This is a genomic window from Planococcus sp. 11815 (genome assembly GCF_051096385.1).
Lineage (GTDB): Bacteria > Bacillota > Bacilli > Bacillales_A > Planococcaceae > Planococcus > Planococcus citreus.
The window spans coordinates 2,209,670-2,226,780 of sequence record NZ_CP096991.1 but is presented as its reverse complement, the minus strand read 5'-3'; the positions used below and the strand labels follow the sequence as shown (position 1 = coordinate 2,226,780).

Below are 17,111 nucleotides of genomic sequence, written 5' to 3'. Positions count from 1 at the left end.
TCCAGATGAAGTTCACAAAAAACGGGGGGTCTGCTATACTCTGACAGGGTTCAAGTGAATATAGAAAGAAGAGGAATAACAGCTTATGGGTAAACGAAATATACGCAAATCAAAAGATCCACATCCGGTTTTAACAAGCGTGATGGATTATATCTCCGTCTTGGCAGGAGCGGCAATCGTCGCCATTTCATTCAACGTGTTCCTATTGCCGAATGAAGTGGCCTCAGGCGGAGTCAGCGGCATCAGTACGATTCTATTTGGGTTGTTCGAATGGAAACCGGCATTCGTCCAATGGGCATTCAATATTCCGCTGTTTATTTCGGGCGTCATTTTGCTCGGGAAAAATTTCGGCATCAAGACGGCAGTCGGCACGGTGTTTTTGCCGCTAGTTGTGTTCATGACTGAAGATTGGGAAGCTTGGACGAGAGATCCACTGCTAGGCTCTTTGTTTGGCGGCATCATGGTCGGTCTCGGGCTGGGAATCGTGTTCCGTGGGAAAGCATCGACTGGCGGAACCGATCTTGCCGCGCAGATCATCACCAAATACACCGGCCTGACTCTCGGCACAAGCGTCGCGATCATCGACGGGATGATCGTATTGGCAGCTGCCATCGTTTTTGACATCGAAAAGGGACTGTATGCATTGATCGGATTGTACCTGACAACCAAAACCATCGATTTGGTGCAGGTCGGTTTCAGCCGCTCGAAGATGGTATACATCATAACGAACAAGCAAGTGGAGATCCGGGATGCCATTTATGATGAAGTCGATAGAGGCGTAACGGAATTGACAGCGACCGGCGGCTACTCCGGAAATGAAAAGCCGATTTTGATGGTCGTGATACCGCAGACAGAATTTACAAGGTTGAAACAATTGGTTAAATTGATTGACCCGCAAGCCTTCGTAATTGTGTCCGACGCTTCCGAAGTGCTCGGGGAAGGTTTCAAACGTGCCTAAATTTGGTATACTCCTATAGAAGGTAAAAATAGCAAGACAAAGAGGAGGATTTCCATGAAAAAGCAATTGATGACCGTATTGTTCGGTTCAGTTCTCGTACTTGGCGCATGTGGCGGCGGGGAAGAAACATCTCCTGAGGAACCAGCTGATACAGGCGGCGATACAGAAACTGAAACAACGACAGTGGATGCAGAAGCAGTCATTCAGCAAAACTGTATTTCATGCCACGGTGAAAACTTAGAGGGCCAAGGCAACTTCCCAGCATTGAATGATGTAGGATCGCGCTTGTCACAAGAAGAAATCCTATCAGTCATTGAAAATGGCCAAGGTGCAATGCCTCCGAACATCATCGAGGGCGAAGAAGCGCAAGCCGTAGCAGAATATCTTGCGAACCAACAATAAACCGGCATTTTGCCCGGTTTATTTTTTTTGCCATAAAACAAGGCATTATTATAGATATATGGTAAAAATAAGGTAATTATTGATGAACTAAGACCTTATATTATTAAAATTTCAGATAATTCTTTGTATCGAGACTGAGTCTGAATTGAAATGTAACTGTAACAAAAAAGGGGTTTAGGAGTGTTATAATAACCGTGCTGCAAAATTTGCTATGTACTTGGGAAATAAAATTTGGCGAAATGCCAAGTGATATAGGTGGTTTATTTAATGATACAAATGAAGAATGTCTACAAAAAATATCCGAACGGCATTGTGGCACTCAACGGATTAAATGTTGAGATTGCCCAGGGCGAATTTGTATACATCGTCGGCCCGAGCGGAGCTGGTAAATCCACGTTCATCAAAATGATGTACCGTGAAGAACGCCCGTCTTCAGGGCAAATGCTTGTCGACGGAAAAGATATCGCAAAATTGAAGAACCGGAAAGTGCCATTTCTACGGCGCGACATCGGCGTCGTGTTCCAGGATTTCAAACTATTGCCACGCCTGAACGTCTATGAAAATGTTGCGTTTGCACTCGAGGTCATCGAGGAGAAACCACAAATCATCAAAGAGCGTGTCATGGAAGTGCTGGACATGGTCGGGCTAAAGCACAAAGCGAAGATGTTTCCGCGTGAATTGTCCGGAGGCGAACAGCAACGCGTTTCAATCGCCCGTTCGATTGTCAATACGCCGAAAATCATGATCGCTGATGAGCCGACGGGTAACCTTGACCCGGATACGTCTTGGGACATCATGAATCTTTTCGAACAGATCAACTCGACAGGGACCACCATCATCATGGCAACCCATAACCGTGAGATCGTCAACAAGTTAAGACATCGCGTCATCGCTATTGAAGGCGGGCTGATTGTCCGAGACGCAGCCGGAGGTGATTACGGCTATGAAGATTAGAACATTTGGCCGCCATATCAAAGAAAGCCTCAAGAGCCTTGGCAGAAACGGCTGGATGACGTTTGCATCTGTCAGCGCCGTTACCGTAACTTTGCTGCTTGTTGGCGTGTTCGTCATGATCATGATGAACTTGAACAAAATCGCCGATGACCTGGAAAACGATGTCGAAATCAAAGTGTTCGTGTCACTGGATGCGGAAGAAGAGGAAATTGCAGAGCTTGAAGAAGAGATATCCGGGCTCGATGGCGTTGAATCAGCCGACTTTTCAACGAAAGAAGAAGAGTTGACGGATCTTGTGCTCGACTTTGGTGAAGAGCTTAGCCTATTCGAGCAAAGCAATCCATTGTTTGACGTTTTCTATGTAAAAGCGACAGAACCTCAGCAGACAGAAACAGTAGCAACAGAAATTGCTGCCCTTGAATATATCGAAGACGTGGAATATGGGGAAGGAAAAATTGAGAAGCTTTTCAATTTCCTTAACGCAGGGCGCAATGTCGGCCTGATCCTTATTCTAGCTCTATTGTTTACGGCGATGTTCTTGATTTCGAATACGATCCGCATCACAATCGTGGCGCGCCGCACCGAAATCGAGATCATGAAACTAGTCGGGGCGACCAATTGGTTTGTCCGTGTTCCGTTCATTCTCGAAGGCATGTGGCTCGGGATTCTCGGTTCCATTATACCGATCGGCCTCGTTGTACTTCTTTACCAGAAGATTACGGAATTTGCACAACCGCGGCTCAGCGGGGAACTCTTCCAACTACTTGAGTTTTCACCTTTCATCTACCAAGTGAGCGCGTTGATCTTGGCGATGGGTGTCTTTATCGGGATTTGGGGAAGTTTTATGTCCATTCGCAAATTCTTACGTGTATAATCAATCAAAGGCCTATGGTCGCATCTTAACCATAGGCCTAAAGCTTACATAAATTAGGAAATAAAATACAGACATAGAAAAAGAACGTAAATCCAAGGGGGAAAACGAACTTGAATTCGAAGTCTAAATTGATGTTGTCCGGCGTTTCATCAATTCTCGCATTGTCTTTGTTAATGCCTACTGCACACGCAAACACTAGCAAGCTTGATGAATTGGAACAGGAGCAACAGCAAGTCCAAAAAGAACAGCAGAAATTGGAAAAAGAACGCAAGGAATTGGAAGAAAAAGAAGAAGACCTGAGCTCAGGCATCGAGAAGAAAGAAGGCGAGATCAAGAAAACGTCTTCGAAGCTTGACCGCATCGTTTCGGAAATCCAGCAATTGGATAAGAAAATGCAGGAAACACAGTCTAAAATCGATACAGTACAAGCTGAAATCGACCAAACCAAAGAAGAAATCGATGAATTAAAAGAAGCGATCAAAGAACTCGAACGTAAAATTGACGAACGCACTGAACTATTGAAAGAACGTGCGCGCGCCATCCAGTTGAGCGGTGGGTCTGTCGATTACATAGATGTTCTACTTGGCGCCAATAGCTTTATCGATTTTATCGACCGTTTTTCGGCAGTCAACACTTTGATCGAAGCTGACCGTGAAATCATGCGTGAACAAGCAGCCGACAAAAAAGAATTGGCTGCAAAAAAAGAAGCGGTTGAAACGATTCTTGCCAATCAAGAAGAGCGTCGCGCTGAACTGGTTTCTTTGAAAGCATCATTGGATAGCCAGAAAAAAGAACAAGCTGGATTGAAAAAGCAAATGGAAGCAGAACAGAAACGTTTAGCTTCAGAGAAAAACAATTTGGAAGCACAGCATGAAGAGGCGCTTGAAGTCAGCGCTGCAGTCGAGAAGCAGATTATGGGACAGCAAGCTCGCATGGCGAAACTGGCTCAGCAAGAAGAAGCTGAACGTACGCGTATTGCAGAAGCTGAACGGAAAGCGGCAGCTGAAAAAGCCGCTGCAGAAAAGGCCGCAGCTGAGCGTGCAGCAGCAGAGAAAGCAGCAGCTGAACGGGCAGCAGCCGAAAAAGCGGCAGCTGAAAAAGCAGCAGCCGAAAAAGCAGCAACTAAATCTTCATCAGCAAGTGCCAGCACCGCAAGCCCGGCACCAGCACCAACTCCAACGCCAGCACCGGCTCCGGCGCCAGTCGTCAAGCCATCAGCAAACTTCGTGATGCCGGCATCAGGACGCCATACATCAGGATTCGGCGGACGTGATATCGGAGACGGCGCGGAAACGCATCTTGGCTACGATATCGCCAATAGCCCAGGCACGCCGGTTGTTGCTTCAGCTGCTGGATATGTATCATTTGCAGGGTCAATGGGCGGTTACGGGAATGTCATCATCATCAACCATTCGATTAACGGGCAACCATATGCGACAGCATATGCACACTTAAGTTCGATTGGCGTATCGGTCGGCCAAAAAGTCGGCCAACGCCAGTTTATCGGCGGAATGGGCAATACCGGACGTTCGACAGGGCCACACTTACATTTTGAAATCCACGTGGGATCTTGGAATGGTTCGCGTAGCAACGCTGTGAACCCAGCCAATTATCTTTCTTATTAATCCAAAAAGCCGCCAAAGCCATTCTTTCCGCTTCATGACTAGTGAAGTTTCGGAAAGGGGCTTGGCGGTTTTTTTATGGACACAATTTGTTGCGGAACAATTCCGGCGAATTTACTGGCTACGGACAGTTCGTTTATCGTATGATGGTAACGGAATGGAGTGAAAAGAATGTCGAAAAAAGTGATCGGGCTTCTGATAGCAGCCATTTTGGTCATTATTCTAGCGGTATGGGCTGTCTTTGATAGCCAAAAAGAAGACCGCGCACTGAATAAAATGGCCCTTGGCAGCACCGTCGATTTTTTGCCGACCGATGAAGGGCTGGCAAAAGGCGAACTCGCTCCCGACTTCGAATTGACGACTTTGAAAGGTGAGGACATGCGCTTGTCGGATTACCGGGGCAAAGCGGTCATCCTTAATTTTTGGGCGACATGGTGCCCCCCTTGCCGAGCAGAAATGCCGCATATGCAAACTTTCTATGAGAATCAACAGGATAAAGATGTCGAAGTGGTAGCTGTCAATTTGACGACAGAAGACCGCGGCATGACGGAAATTAAAAACTTTGTTCAAGAGTTCGGCTTGAGCTTTCCGATTCCGATGGATGTGGATGGAGATATTGGCGCGCTCTACCAAGCGTTTTCCATTCCGACTTCCTATATCATAGACAGAGAAGGCCGTATCTTGCATAAAATTGTCGGCCCGATGGATGAAGAAATGATGAATGGATTTATCGAAGAAATCAATGAGGGGGAATCACAATGACATCAATCGATACGAAATCTGTACACACAGCGGGAATGGAAGAGCGGACAATCCGCCCGAAAGTCATGCCAATCTACCAAACATCCGCCTTTTCTTTCTCTTCTTTAGAAGAGTTGGAAGGCTATTACGAAGGAAACGGAACTTATCTCTACACGCGGACAGCTAATCCGAACACGGATGCACTCGGCCAGACGGTCGCACAGCTAGAAGGTGCACCGAAAGGCGTTGCTGCGTCTTCGGGCATGTCCGCGATACTCGCGGGTATCCTGTCCGTCGCAGAAGCGGGAGACCATATCCTCGCCGCAGAGGATGTATACGGAGGAACTTTCCACTTGCTGAAGGAAGAATTGAGAAGGCTTGGCATTACGGTCCATTTCGCTGATTTCTCGGAAAGCGGAACGATTGAGCAGATTTTGGTCGATTTCCCTGAAGTGAAATTGATGGTGAGCGAATCGATTACCAATCCTTTTTTGCGGATCGAAGACATCGAAGGGCTCGTCCAATTGAAAAATCAATACGGCGTTAAAGTGATGATCGATAATACATTCGCGACGCCTTATACGTTTACACCTTATACACAAGGCGTGGATTTGGTCGTACATAGCGCCACCAAGTACCTTGGCGGGCATAGTGATGTCACATCAGGCGTATTGGTAGGCGATCCCGCTTTAATCGAAGAAGCCACAAAACGTGTCGTGAATCTCGGCATGAACTTAAGTCCTTTTGAAGCATGGCTAACGATACGCGGCATCAAGACCTTGGCGCTTCGTATGGAAAAGCAAAACGCCAATGCACAGGCGATTGCCGACTTCCTGCAAGACAAGGCACGGGTGTGGTATCCGGGGAAGGGCGCGATTGTTTCATTTGAACTTCCTGAAACTGCCGACGTCTCAGCCTTCTTTTCTTCACTCGGCTGGATCAAGATCGTTCCGACTTTGGCTGGTGTCGAAACGACCGTCTCTTATCCATTCGGCACGTCTCACCGTGCATTATCCGCAGAAGAAAAAGCGCGGATCGGTGTAACTGAGCGGGTCGTCAGGCTTTCCGCCGGAATCGAAGGCATTGAAGATATCCTTGGGCAGCTGCAGCAGGCATTTAACTGATTGAAAAAGATGTAGGGCTATCCCTGCATCTTTGGTACAATGGAAGATAAGTTCATTTAGCTTAAGGATGGTGTCAGTGGAGTGTTAACGGATTTTTTGATGGCGATCGCCATGTTTTTTCTTAACCCTGTTTTTTATGTCGCATTATTTGCTGCGACGATGCTTGGATATTTTCGCGTTAAAAAAGAACGCCGCATTTTCCGCACGCGGATCGTGTATGGCGGAACAGAATTTAAACGCTTGCTGAAAGATGGCTGGTTGTATGCGTTAATCTTATCGGTCATCGTGGCTGCTGCCGGTTTGGCAGTGCCGATGGAATGGTTGATTGCACTCAGCATCGTGAGCATTATCGTCATGCTGACAGGTTTTTACCACCTGGCTTCTTTCGTCTATTTGGCGGGAGCGGCAGCGCTGGTCGTCTGGTTGTTCGAAGCCAATGATTGGGTGATCAATCTAGGGTTCGCCGAAATGACGGGCAGGGGGCTTGCGGACGGCTGGCTCATTTCAGTCGCGTTGATTGCAGGGCTTTTGCTATTCATCGAAAGCCGCATGGTCGAAAAGTCAGCTGCTGCTGCCGCTTCGCCGCGTTTGCATAAATCGGCTCGCGGATTGCGTGCCGCTGCCTATATTTCACGCCGCCTATGGCTGATACCGGCTGTTCTGGTCGTCCCTGGAGAAATGATTTCCGAATACGCACCGTACTGGCCACAGCTGCCGATCGGGGAAACGGCCTTTTCATTCATTTTGTTCCCGCTGGTATTTGGTTTCCAAGGGCGCAGCAAACGCACGCTGCCTGTTTATTTGTATCCAAAAATCGCGAAATCGGTCGCTTGGTCAGCTGTGTTGACGATCGTCCTTGCCTTATTCGGTTTTCTTTGGCAGCCGATGGCGATTATCGCGCTGGCCGCCGGAGCATTGTTCCGTTTGGGAATTAGCTTGTATTATGCACAGAAAGAGCGCAGCGGGAATTACACCGTGACACCACAAGCGCAAGGCGTCATAATCATCGACGTGCTTCCGGGATCTCCGGCAGAGAAGATGGGGCTTGTGCGCGGGGAAATCATCCGCAAAGTGAACGGCACGACCGTAACGAATGAAACAGAACTATACGAAGCGATCCAGCTCAATGCAGCGCATTGCCGCCTGGAAGTAATCGATCATAACCTGGAAATGCGTTTGCGGCAGCATGTCGTCTTCCGCCATGACCATCACCGCCTGGGTCTCTTGATTGTCGAGTAAGGAGAGAAGAATATGGAGTCAATGGTGACTAAGTTTTTCCTATCGCTGTTTGTGCCCGGGCTTCTTGTTATCCTGTTTACGCGCGTGACGTTCAACCATTATGTCGGCCTCATATTGACCGTGGCATTGATTGCCGCGGCCGTTTATGCCGGCTTCACACATACGTGGCTATTGTTTGTCGTCAACGCCGCTTCGTTAACAGCTGGTTTCTGGTATGCGAGCAATATGTATCATAAAAGAAAAAAAGCCGAAGCTCATGAAAATGAGTGACGGCTTTTTTTCTTATCCGAACCAAAGTCCGTATACGGAGAGAATGGCAATGGTCCCGAGTACGACGAGGATAACGTTCGCCCCGGTAAACGCGATGGCAAATGCGGATGCGGCCCCGATTACGCCGAACCAGACGTTTTCCTGTATAAAGAACACAGCCGGAAAAATCAATGCGCCGAGCACGGCATAAGGAATATTGCGCAAAACATTCTGCACGGCTTCCGGTAATTCACGGCCTTCCAAAAAGGTTAACGGTATTGCACGTGGAATATATGTAACAACGGCCATTCCAAAAATCATCCACCAAAACCAAGCACCCATCAGGCGGCAACTCCTTTCCGTGAAATCAGTTCAATGATGATCGCTGAAGCAAGCGTCGACACCATGATCGCCCAGCCAGTGGACAGCCAACCGGTGAAATAGAACATCGAGTTGAAGAGTGCGGCAATAAATGCCAGGCTGACGACTTTCCTATTGCCTTTCATGGACGGCACGAGCAAGCCGACGAACATCGCATAAAGCGCGATCGACATGGAAGCTTGCAAAAACGCAGGGAGGCTTGTGCCGATCAAATGGCCGAGAGAAGTGAACACAACCCAGCTTCCGTAGGAAATAACGATGACGCCCGCGGCAAATGAGGTACGGATTTTGTCGCCCGGTTGAGTGGCTAGCACCGTAAACGTTTCATCGGTAATGCCGAATGCGTACAGCGCTTTTTTCCAGCGGGCATCCGGTTCCATCTTTTCATTCAATGCCGCTGTCATCAAAAAGTGGCGGATGTTGACGATGAACGTATTGACGACAATGAGCGCCGGGAGTACACCGGCTGTGATAAGGGAAAGTGATATGTACTGGGCAGCGCCGGCAAAGACGAAAATGCTCATGGCGGTCGCTTCGATGAGTGATAAACCTGTCGTTTTGGCCAGCAGCCCAAAAGTCAACGCAACCGGGAAATAACCGATGGCAATGCTGGCGCCGGCTTTCAGCCCTGAAGAGAATCCGTGTTCTTGCAATTTATTCCGCTCCTTTTGCCGCAAGTATTTCTCTTTTCCAAAACGGGAGAAAGAGTGTAAAGTAATTATAATAGCATAGCATATTTTCTCCTGTTTTTAGATTCATTATTGAAAAATCGCGCAATTTAAAAGGAATGAGCCTATGTCGGATTTTTTCACTATGGAAAACATTGTCGAGTTAACGCAATCTTACCGGGCATTTGGCCCGCTCATCGGGTTTTTGCTGCCGTTCATTGAATCGTTTTTGCCGTTTTTGCCGCTCTTTGTCTTCGTCTTCGCCAATGCGACAGCCTATGGCCTATGGCTCGGGTTCCTCCTGTCATGGGGCGGGGCAGTCGCCGGTTCGTATACCGTTTTCCTGCTGATCCGCAAGTTCGGGCAAGCGCGATTCATGAATTTCATGACGCGCCATGAGAAAGTCGAAAGGCTCATCCATTGGGTGGAGCGCAACGGCTTCGGCCCTTTGTTCTTGCTGCTGTGTTTCCCGTTTACGCCGTCGGCATTGGTCAACTTAGTGGCCGGGCTATCGAATATCAGCCGCCATTATTACTTATTGACCTTGATGGCGGGCAAATTCGTCATGGTCTTGACGATTTCATACGTCGGCTATGATATCCGCGCTTTGTTCACACAGCCGATCCGGACAGGTATCGTCATTGCTGTCATCGTACTGCTTTATGTTATCGGGAAAATTTTGGAGAAGCGGCTCAACAAAAAAGTGGAAGCCGACTTCAAAAGGGCGAAAGAAGAACGCGAAAAAGAACGGCTATCTTAACAGGAAAGTCGTTCTTTTCGATTGTTTATTGTATAATAAGAACAGATGTTCTTTTTGAAAAGGAGTGCATTATATGTCTTTACGAATTGTCTACGGGCGCGCCGGTACCGGAAAAACCCGTTTTGTCCAAGAAGAAATCGCCGATAGTTTGAAAGACCAAGCGGATGGGGATCCAATATTTCTTATCGTCCCCGACCAGATGTCTTTTTCTACGGAGTATCGTTTGTCCGCCGCATACGGCATGAACGGCATGATCCGTGCGCAGGCCGTGACTTTCAAGCGCCTTGCCTGGCGCGTGTTGCAAGAGGTCGGCGGGATCAGCCGCAAGGAAATCGACACATTCGGCTACCGCATGCTGATCCGCAGCCTGCTCGAAGAACATAAGGATGAATTTCATTTATTTAGAAGAGCCGCAGGCAAACGGGGCTTCACCGACCAAATTGAGCAATTGATCAAAGAGTTTTCCCGTTATTGCATCGATTGCGATGAACTCGGCACCATCCGGTCATCTCTTGAAACAGCCGGAGCCCCGAGGACGCTGCAGGACAAGGCAGCAGATCTCGAACTTATCTTGCTGGAAATCGACCGCAGGCTAGGCAAAGTGTTCGTGGATTCCGAAGGCCATCTCGGATTATTGAGCGAGAAAATCCGCCATTCGGAAACAATCAAGCATTCGGCTATTTATATCGATGGGTTCGTTAGCTTTACAGCGCGCGAGTTCCAAATCATTGAAGAGTTATTGAAACATGCCAAATCGGTGACGATCGTCTTGCCGATGGATGACACAAGCAGTACGGAGGATGAACAGTCGTTATTCTACCAATCCGCCGTCACGGCAAGCCGGCTTACGGATCTTGCCGCATCGGAAGGAATCGGGCTGGAACCGGAAGTATACCTGCAAGAGCCAAAACGTTTCATGAACGAGGAACTTCTGCATATCGAACGCTTCATCGAAACCTTTCCTGCCCCGTCCATTGAAGGGCAAGGGGCTGTCGAATTGGTCGAAGCGTCCAACCGCCGTGCTGAAATCCATGAGCTTGCGCGGTCGATCCGACAGCAAGTGATGGATGGTTGCCGCTATAACGATATTGCGGTGCTGTACCGCCAGCCGGAAGTGTACGACGAATTGATCAACACTATTTTTCCTCAATACGAAATCCCTTATTTCATCAGCCAGAAAAAGTCAATGCTTCATCACCCACTGATCGAATTCAGCCGCTCCGCACTCGAAGCGGTCATCGGCAATTATGCGTATGAACCAATTTTCCGGGCGTTGAAGACGGATTTGTTCTTTCCTGAAGGCAATGTCAGCAAATGGCGGGAGCGAGGGGACCAATTGGAGAATTTCGTCCTTGCCAATGGCATCTACGGAGACCGCTGGTTTGATGACAAGCGTTGGATCTATAAAAAATATCGCGGGCTCGAATTTCATTCAGGCATCCAGACGGACGAAGAATTGGCGCTCCAGATGGAATTGCAAACTGTCCGGGATGTTGTGCGCGACCCGCTTGAGCGCTTGAAAACACGCCTCGGCGATTGCGTCACCGGCCGTGACTTTGCTACAGCGCTGTTTCAGTTCATCGAAGAGCTCGATGTTTATGCGAAAATCCAGCTGCTGAAAGACCGCGAAGAAGCCGATCATCAATTGCTTGCTGCGACGGAGCACGAGCAGGCGTGGAATCAATGGGTCGGTGTGCTCGATCAATTTGTCCTGATGTTCGGGGACAAAGAACTGGACCTTCAAAGCGCGGCACGGATTCTCGATGAAGGCTTCGAAACTCTGGAGTTCTCCCGCATACCGCCGTCGCTAGATCAAGTGACCATCGCCAAAATGGACCTGGCACGCCTGATGGACATCCGGTCGGTCTTTATCATCGGCGCAAATGACGGCGTCTTGCCGCAACGCATCGAACACGAAGGGCTCTTGACAGATGCAGAGCGCGAGTGGTTCCAAAAAATCGGCATCGAACTCGCGCCGAGCTCCCGTATGCGTTTGATGGATGAAACCTATATGGCCTATCGCTCGTTCTCTTCCGCTTCCGATCGGCTGAACGTCTCTTACCCGATTGCGGACGAAGAAGGGAAGGCCTTATTGCCTTCTTTATATATCAAAAAAATCGCCGATTTGCTTCAGCTTGAGCCCAAATTGGCAGCGATCGGCCCGGAAGAGCTGCATGAGCCGGATGCCTTGGAATACATTAGCCATCCGCGTGCAACGCTTTCGCATTTGGCTGCCCAAATCAGGAGCGGAGAGCTTACCGGACAGTGGCAGGCCGTGCTCGATTATTACCGCGAAGACCCGTTGTGGTCGTCGATCATCCACCAGGTGTTCAAGCCTTTGAGCCATGGCAAAGCTGAAAAGCTATCGGAAGAGATCGCTGAATCGCTTTATGGTGCACCGATCGCTTCGAGCGTATCCCGCATCGAGACCTATCATAGCTGCCAATTTGCCCATTATGCAGCTTACGGCTTGAAACTCGAAGAACGCAGCCAATACCGTCTGGCTGCGCCGGCAATGGGAGATTTATTCCATGCCGCAATCAAATGGATTTCCGATGAAGTGATGCAACTCGGCGTTTCCTGGTCGTCGTTAAGCAAAGAACAATGCGCAGATCTCGCCAAGCGGGCGATCGAACAATTATCGCCTTATTTTGTCAACCAGATCCTGTTGAGTTCGCATCGCTATCGCTATATCCAGTACAAACTTGAAGGCATCATCCGCCAAACAGCTTTCATGTTGAGCAAGCATGCACAAGTATCCGGCTTCGTGCCGGTCGCGCTTGAAGTGGGCTTCGGCACGAAAGAAGCGATTCCGCCGCTCGACATTCCGCTCGAACGCGGGCGCAAGATGAATGTCAGGGGGCGTATTGACCGCATCGATTCGACCGATATCGGCGGCAAGCCGTATTTGCGGGTCGTCGATTATAAATCATCCAAGCAGGGCCTGGATCTCGGCGAAGTGTACCATGGCCTGGCCCTGCAAACTTTTACTTATTTGGATGTGGCCTTGACCCATTCGAAGCGCTGGCTTGGGGAGCAGGCGGAACCGGCAGGGGTGCTGTATTTCCATATGCATAACCCAATGTTGAAAATGACAAAATTATTGACCGCTGAAGAACTGGAAGAAGAGCTTGCGAAATCATTCAAGATGAACGGTTTGGTTGTTGAAGATCCGGAAGTCATACAAGCGATGGATGATCAGATCGATGGCTATTCGAATGTCATTCCAGTGCGGCTCAATAAAAACGGCTCGATCTCGAAGGGTTCATCGAAAACAGTCGAAAAAGACGATATGGAAACCATCCGCAAATTTGTCCGGAAAAAACACCAAGGGGCAGGGAATGGCATTCTTGACGGCAATACAGCCGTTTCACCATACCGCTTGAAAGATGACACGCCTTGCCAATTCTGTAATTTCCGTGCGGTGTGCCAATTCGACCCGAGTGATCCCGAACAAAGCTACCGCAAATTGCCGGTGTTGAGCTCTGACCAGGCAGTGGAGAAAATACGCAAGGAGTTGAGCGCTGATGATACCGGAAAAACCGAATGATGCTACATGGACCGATGAACAATGGCAGGCGATATGGGCAAAGGGACAGGATATGCTCGTATCGGCTGCGGCAGGTTCCGGGAAAACGGCTGTCCTGATCAACCGGATGATCGAAAAAGTGCTCGATGAACAAGATCCGATATCCGTCGATGAGCTTTTGGTCGTCACCTTCACGAACGCATCGGCAGCGGAAATGCGCCACCGCATGTCAGCGGCGCTTGAGCAGGCGGTCACGGAACAGCCAGAATCCGTTCACTTGAAAAAGCAGCTGCGGCTGATCAATAAAGCACAGATTTCGACTTTGCATTCGTTCTGCCTGCAAGTCGTGAAGCAGTACGCCTATCTGCTGGAAATTGACCCTGGCTTCCGCATTGCGGGAGATACGGAAGCGGCCTTGCTTCGTGATGACGTCATGGAAGCGGTGCTTGAATCCGCGTACGAAGGCGAAGGGCGCGAGAAGGTCTACAGGCTCGCAGACAGTTTTACTTCTGACCGCAGCGACCAGGCAATGGAGCTCCTGTTGGGCAAACTATACGATTATTCACGTGTGCATCCTGAACCGGAAGCTTGGCTCGAACAATTGCCAACGTTATACGATGTGCCGGAACATGCCACAATTGATGAATTGCCATTTATGGAAGAGCTGAAGATGACGATACGTCATAGTTTTGAAGCGGCGCTTAATCTACTTGATGAAGGTTGGGAGATAGCCACCCGTCCGGACGGCCCTGCCGTATTGGAAGAGAACTTCCGGATGGATGCTACGCTGATTCGCGCCGCAATCGACGCACTGGATGAATCTTGGGCATCGCTTCATGCTTATGCCCAGAACATTAAATGGGAGCGTTTAGCATCCGTGAAAAAGGATTCCTGCGACCCGCAGTTGGCGGAAGAAGCGAAAGCACGGAGAAATGAAGCGAAAAAACTGTTCAATGATGTGAAAGAGGGGTATTTCACCCGCGCCCCTGAGCGCCTGCTTGTGGAAATGCGCGAAATGGCGCCGCTTATGCGGACATTGGTTGATTTGACGAAGCGTTTTGCGGAAGAATACAAGGCCCTTAAAATTGACCGCGGTTTGGTGGATTTCTCGGATTTGGAGCATTACGCGCTGGAAATCCTGAGCGATGAGGGAGAGCCTTCTGCAATTGCACAGGATTACCGCACGCGCTTCAAAGAAGTCCTAGTTGATGAATACCAGGATACGAATATGCTGCAGGAAACGATACTCAGCCTTGTGAAGTCCGGATCGGAACAAGATGGCAATTTATTCATGGTAGGGGACGTTAAACAGTCCATCTACCGTTTCCGTTTGGCGGAGCCGATGTTGTTCTTGGGCAAGTATTCCCGCTTTAGCCGGGAAGCGAACGAGACGGGCCTGCGAATTGATTTGAACGCCAATTTCAGGAGCCGCAAAGAAGTGCTCGATGGCACCAATTACATCTTTTCGCAAATTATGGGCGAGCGCGTCGGTGAAATCAGTTACGATGAAGATGCGGCATTGAAGCCGAAAGCGCCCTATCCAGAAGAAGATGTGCCGATTCACTTGACGCTTATCCATGAACCGGAAACAGAAGAAGGGGAAGAAATAACTGTCGATATGGACAAGTCGCAATGGGAAGCACGCTGGATTGCGCAAAAGATCCGCCATATGATGGATGCGGGAACGCTCGTGCACGATCCATGGAACGGAAAAGAGCGCCCGCTTGAATACCGCGACATTGTCGTTTTGATGCGTTCGATGACTTGGTCGGGTGACTTTTCCGACGAATTCAAAATGGCTGGCGTCCCTCTTTACGCAGAGTTGAGCGGGGGGTATTTCGATGCTCTTGAAGTGATGATCATGCTCAATACATTGCGCGTCATCGATAACCCGTACCAGGATATTCCGCTTGCCGCCGTGTTGCGCGCGCCGTTTTTCGGCCTACAGGAAAATGAGTTGGCAGCGATCCGTCTTGCCGATGCAAAAGGAACTTTTTATGATGCATTGAAAGCGTTTATCCGCATCGGCACAATGGATGAAGCGACTCGTATTAAGCTGGCCCGTTTCACGAACAGCCTCCGTACTTGGAGGGATTTGGCGCGCAGGGGCTCGTTGTCGGAGTTGATTTGGAAAGTCTACCTGGATACGAATTACTACGAAATGGCGGGTGCCATGTCGAACGGCAAGCAGCGCCAAGCGAATCTGCGCGCCCTTCATGACCGTGCGCTCGAATACGAAAAAACCGCTTTTCGCGGATTGTTCCGGTTCCTGCGCTTTATTGACCGCATGCGGGAGCGCGGGGATGATCTTGGGACGGCAAAATCATTGAGCGAAAAGGAAAATGTCGTACGGCTCATGACCGTCCATAAATCGAAAGGCTTGGAATTTCCGGTCGTCTTTTTCGCTGGGACAGGAAGGCCGTTCAATGAAATGGATTTCCACAAACCGTATTTATTCGACCAGCAATATGGCCTAGCGGTCAAGGCCGTCAATCCCGATACACGCATCGAATACACTTCATTGCCTTATCTTGCCGTTAAAGAAATGAAACAATTGCAGATGAAGGCTGAAGAGATGCGGGTGTTGTATGTGGCCATGACCCGTGCGAAAGAAAAGCTCTACTTGACCGCCTCTATAAAAGACATCGACCGCTTGCTGGAAAAATGGAAGACTGTCTCGGGCGATGTGCTGTTGCCTGATTTTAAACGATCGCGTGCAAAATCTTATTTGGATTGGATCGGCCCCGCCGTGTCTAGGCATCCCGATGCCGAAGAGCTGCATGTAGGCGGTGAAGTGCTCGATCATCATTCGCGCTTCCACATCGACATTGTCGAGACCGCTTCCTTGGAAGAGCCGCAGCCTTTGCTCGAAGCGCAACAAGACCGGCCGGAAGCCGAAGCGGATGCCGCATTGATCCACAGCCGATTCGACTTCGCTTATCCCCATCAGGCAGCTGTCGAAAAACGTTCCAAGCAATCGGTGACGGAAATGAAGAGGCTGCAGTTATTGCAGCGTTCGGATGAGCCGGAATCGTTCATCCAGAATTATCAGCCGAAAGCGCAAAAGAAAGCACCGCATCGCCCGGATTTCCTGATGGATCGCAAACTGTCAGCTGCAGATATCGGTACGGCAGTCCACACCGTCATGCAGCATTTGCCGCTTGAGCGGCAGATGGATGTGGAGGAGATCCGGCAATTTCTCGACGAGTTGACAGGACGTGAAATTCTTACGAAGGAAGAAGCGCAGGCTGTCAAAGCTGAGCAAGTTGAAGCGTTTTTCCACAGTACGATTGCACAGCGCCTGATGAACGCCGAGGATGTCAGACGGGAAGTCCCTTTTACGTATGCACGCGCTGATGAAGATGGCGACCATCAAATCGTCCAAGGGATCGTCGATTGCCTGTTCAAGGAAGACGGGGAATGGATCTTGCTCGATTATAAAACCGACCAAACGCGCGGTATGGGCAATGTCCAATCGGCCATGAAAGAGCGCTACTCGATCCAATTATCGGTGTACCAAGAAGCGGTGGAAGCGATTTTGCGCATTGCGATAAAACAGCGTGTCTTGTATTTGTTCTCTACAAATGAAGAAGTGGAAGTCTAGGAGGAT

General features: G+C 49.3%; 14 protein-coding genes. 12 read left to right on the top strand and 2 right to left on the bottom strand.

Annotation, left to right across the window (positions count from 1 at the left end; translation table 11 throughout):
• The first annotated feature begins 142 nt into the window (after positions 1-142).
• The 9 genes from M1Q06_RS11325 to M1Q06_RS11285 all read left to right on the top strand — a co-directional run bounded on the left by M1Q06_RS11325 (position 143) and on the right by M1Q06_RS11285 (position 8,184).
• Positions 143-958, top strand: coding sequence for a YitT family protein (locus tag M1Q06_RS11325; RefSeq protein ID WP_407951589.1), 816 nt, complete (start codon positions 143-145; stop codon positions 956-958).
• A 54-nt stretch (positions 959-1,012) separates the two neighbouring features.
• Positions 1,013-1,360 (top strand): cytochrome c551, encoded by a 348-nt coding sequence (gene cccB / locus M1Q06_RS11320; RefSeq protein ID WP_058383362.1) that lies wholly within the window; start codon positions 1,013-1,015, stop codon positions 1,358-1,360.
• Between the two features lie 267 nt (positions 1,361-1,627).
• On the top strand, positions 1,628-2,314 hold the full coding sequence (gene ftsE / locus M1Q06_RS11315; protein ID WP_121297895.1) for a cell division ATP-binding protein FtsE: 687 nt from the start codon (positions 1,628-1,630) through the stop codon (positions 2,312-2,314).
• Complete coding sequence (gene ftsX, locus M1Q06_RS11310) at positions 2,304-3,188, top strand: permease-like cell division protein FtsX (protein ID WP_274623595.1); 885 nt, start codon at positions 2,304-2,306, stop codon at positions 3,186-3,188. Before ftsE ends, ftsX begins: the two co-directional genes overlap by 11 nt.
• A gap of 110 nt (positions 3,189-3,298) precedes the next feature.
• Complete coding sequence (locus M1Q06_RS11305; RefSeq protein ID WP_434399632.1) at positions 3,299-4,813, top strand: murein hydrolase activator EnvC family protein; 1,515 nt, start codon at positions 3,299-3,301, stop codon at positions 4,811-4,813.
• A gap of 168 nt (positions 4,814-4,981) precedes the next feature.
• Positions 4,982-5,572, top strand: coding sequence for a peroxiredoxin family protein (locus tag M1Q06_RS11300; protein ID WP_434399631.1), 591 nt, complete (start codon positions 4,982-4,984; stop codon positions 5,570-5,572).
• Entirely contained in the window at positions 5,569-6,675 is a 1,107-nt protein-coding gene (locus M1Q06_RS11295; protein WP_121297891.1) for a trans-sulfuration enzyme family protein, read from the top strand. The genes M1Q06_RS11300 and M1Q06_RS11295 overlap by 4 nt, the downstream gene beginning before the upstream one ends.
• An 81-nt stretch (positions 6,676-6,756) precedes the next feature.
• Positions 6,757-7,914 (top strand): PDZ domain-containing protein, encoded by a 1,158-nt coding sequence (locus tag M1Q06_RS11290; RefSeq protein ID WP_434399630.1) that lies wholly within the window; start codon positions 6,757-6,759, stop codon positions 7,912-7,914.
• A 12-nt stretch (positions 7,915-7,926) separates the two neighbouring features.
• Positions 7,927-8,184 carry a CsbA family protein gene (locus tag M1Q06_RS11285; RefSeq protein ID WP_101805147.1) on the top strand — a complete coding sequence of 86 codons (258 nt, stop codon included), beginning with the start codon at positions 7,927-7,929 and terminating at the stop codon, positions 8,182-8,184.
• A gap of 12 nt (positions 8,185-8,196) precedes the next feature.
• On the opposite strand, the gene M1Q06_RS11280 is transcribed toward M1Q06_RS11285, so the two are convergent.
• Both M1Q06_RS11280 and M1Q06_RS11275 read right to left on the bottom strand, forming a co-directional pair.
• Complete coding sequence (locus M1Q06_RS11280) at positions 8,197-8,505, bottom strand: AzlD domain-containing protein (RefSeq protein WP_121297889.1); 309 nt, start codon at positions 8,503-8,505, stop codon at positions 8,197-8,199.
• Entirely contained in the window at positions 8,505-9,197 is a 693-nt protein-coding gene (locus tag M1Q06_RS11275) for an AzlC family ABC transporter permease (protein ID WP_434399629.1), read from the bottom strand. The genes M1Q06_RS11280 and M1Q06_RS11275 overlap by 1 nt, the downstream gene beginning before the upstream one ends.
• Positions 9,198-9,357: 160 nt before the next feature.
• On the opposite strand from M1Q06_RS11275, the gene M1Q06_RS11270 reads away from it, so the two are divergent.
• The 3 genes from M1Q06_RS11270 (at position 9,358) to addA (ending at position 17,105) form a co-directional block, all read left to right on the top strand.
• Positions 9,358-9,972: a TVP38/TMEM64 family protein gene (locus M1Q06_RS11270; RefSeq protein ID WP_101805160.1), complete on the top strand. Its 615-nt coding sequence runs from the start codon at positions 9,358-9,360 to the stop codon at positions 9,970-9,972.
• A gap of 73 nt (positions 9,973-10,045) precedes the next feature.
• Positions 10,046-13,522, top strand: coding sequence for a helicase-exonuclease AddAB subunit AddB (addB, locus tag M1Q06_RS11265; RefSeq protein ID WP_434399628.1), 3,477 nt, complete (start codon positions 10,046-10,048; stop codon positions 13,520-13,522).
• Positions 13,500-17,105, top strand: a complete 3,606-nt coding sequence (gene addA, locus M1Q06_RS11260) for a helicase-exonuclease AddAB subunit AddA (RefSeq protein ID WP_434399627.1) — start codon at positions 13,500-13,502, stop codon at positions 17,103-17,105. Before addB ends, addA begins: the two co-directional genes overlap by 23 nt.
• The last annotated feature ends 6 nt before the right edge of the window (positions 17,106-17,111 follow it).

Excerpts from the sequence above, each read along its gene's own strand:
- M1Q06_RS11295 (WP_121297891.1), top strand. The coding sequence starts at position 5,569 with ATGACATCAATCGATACGAAATCTGTACACACAGCGGGAATGGAAGAG.
- M1Q06_RS11285 (WP_101805147.1), top strand. The coding sequence starts at position 7,927 with ATGGAGTCAATGGTGACTAAGTTTTTCCTATCGCTGTTTGTGCCCGGG.
- addA (WP_434399627.1), top strand. The coding sequence starts at position 13,500 with ATGATACCGGAAAAACCGAATGATGCTACATGGACCGATGAACAATGG.
- M1Q06_RS11300 (WP_434399631.1), top strand. The coding sequence starts at position 4,982 with ATGTCGAAAAAAGTGATCGGGCTTCTGATAGCAGCCATTTTGGTCATT.
- M1Q06_RS11270 (WP_101805160.1), top strand. The coding sequence starts at position 9,358 with ATGGAAAACATTGTCGAGTTAACGCAATCTTACCGGGCATTTGGCCCG.
- M1Q06_RS11280 (WP_121297889.1), bottom strand. The coding sequence starts at position 8,505 with ATGGGTGCTTGGTTTTGGTGGATGATTTTTGGAATGGCCGTTGTTACA.
- M1Q06_RS11325 (WP_407951589.1), top strand. The coding sequence starts at position 143 with ATGGATTATATCTCCGTCTTGGCAGGAGCGGCAATCGTCGCCATTTCA.
- ftsE (WP_121297895.1), top strand. The coding sequence starts at position 1,628 with ATGATACAAATGAAGAATGTCTACAAAAAATATCCGAACGGCATTGTG.
- addB (WP_434399628.1), top strand. The coding sequence starts at position 10,046 with ATGTCTTTACGAATTGTCTACGGGCGCGCCGGTACCGGAAAAACCCGT.
- ftsX (WP_274623595.1), top strand. The coding sequence starts at position 2,304 with ATGAAGATTAGAACATTTGGCCGCCATATCAAAGAAAGCCTCAAGAGC.
- cccB (WP_058383362.1), top strand. The coding sequence starts at position 1,013 with ATGAAAAAGCAATTGATGACCGTATTGTTCGGTTCAGTTCTCGTACTT.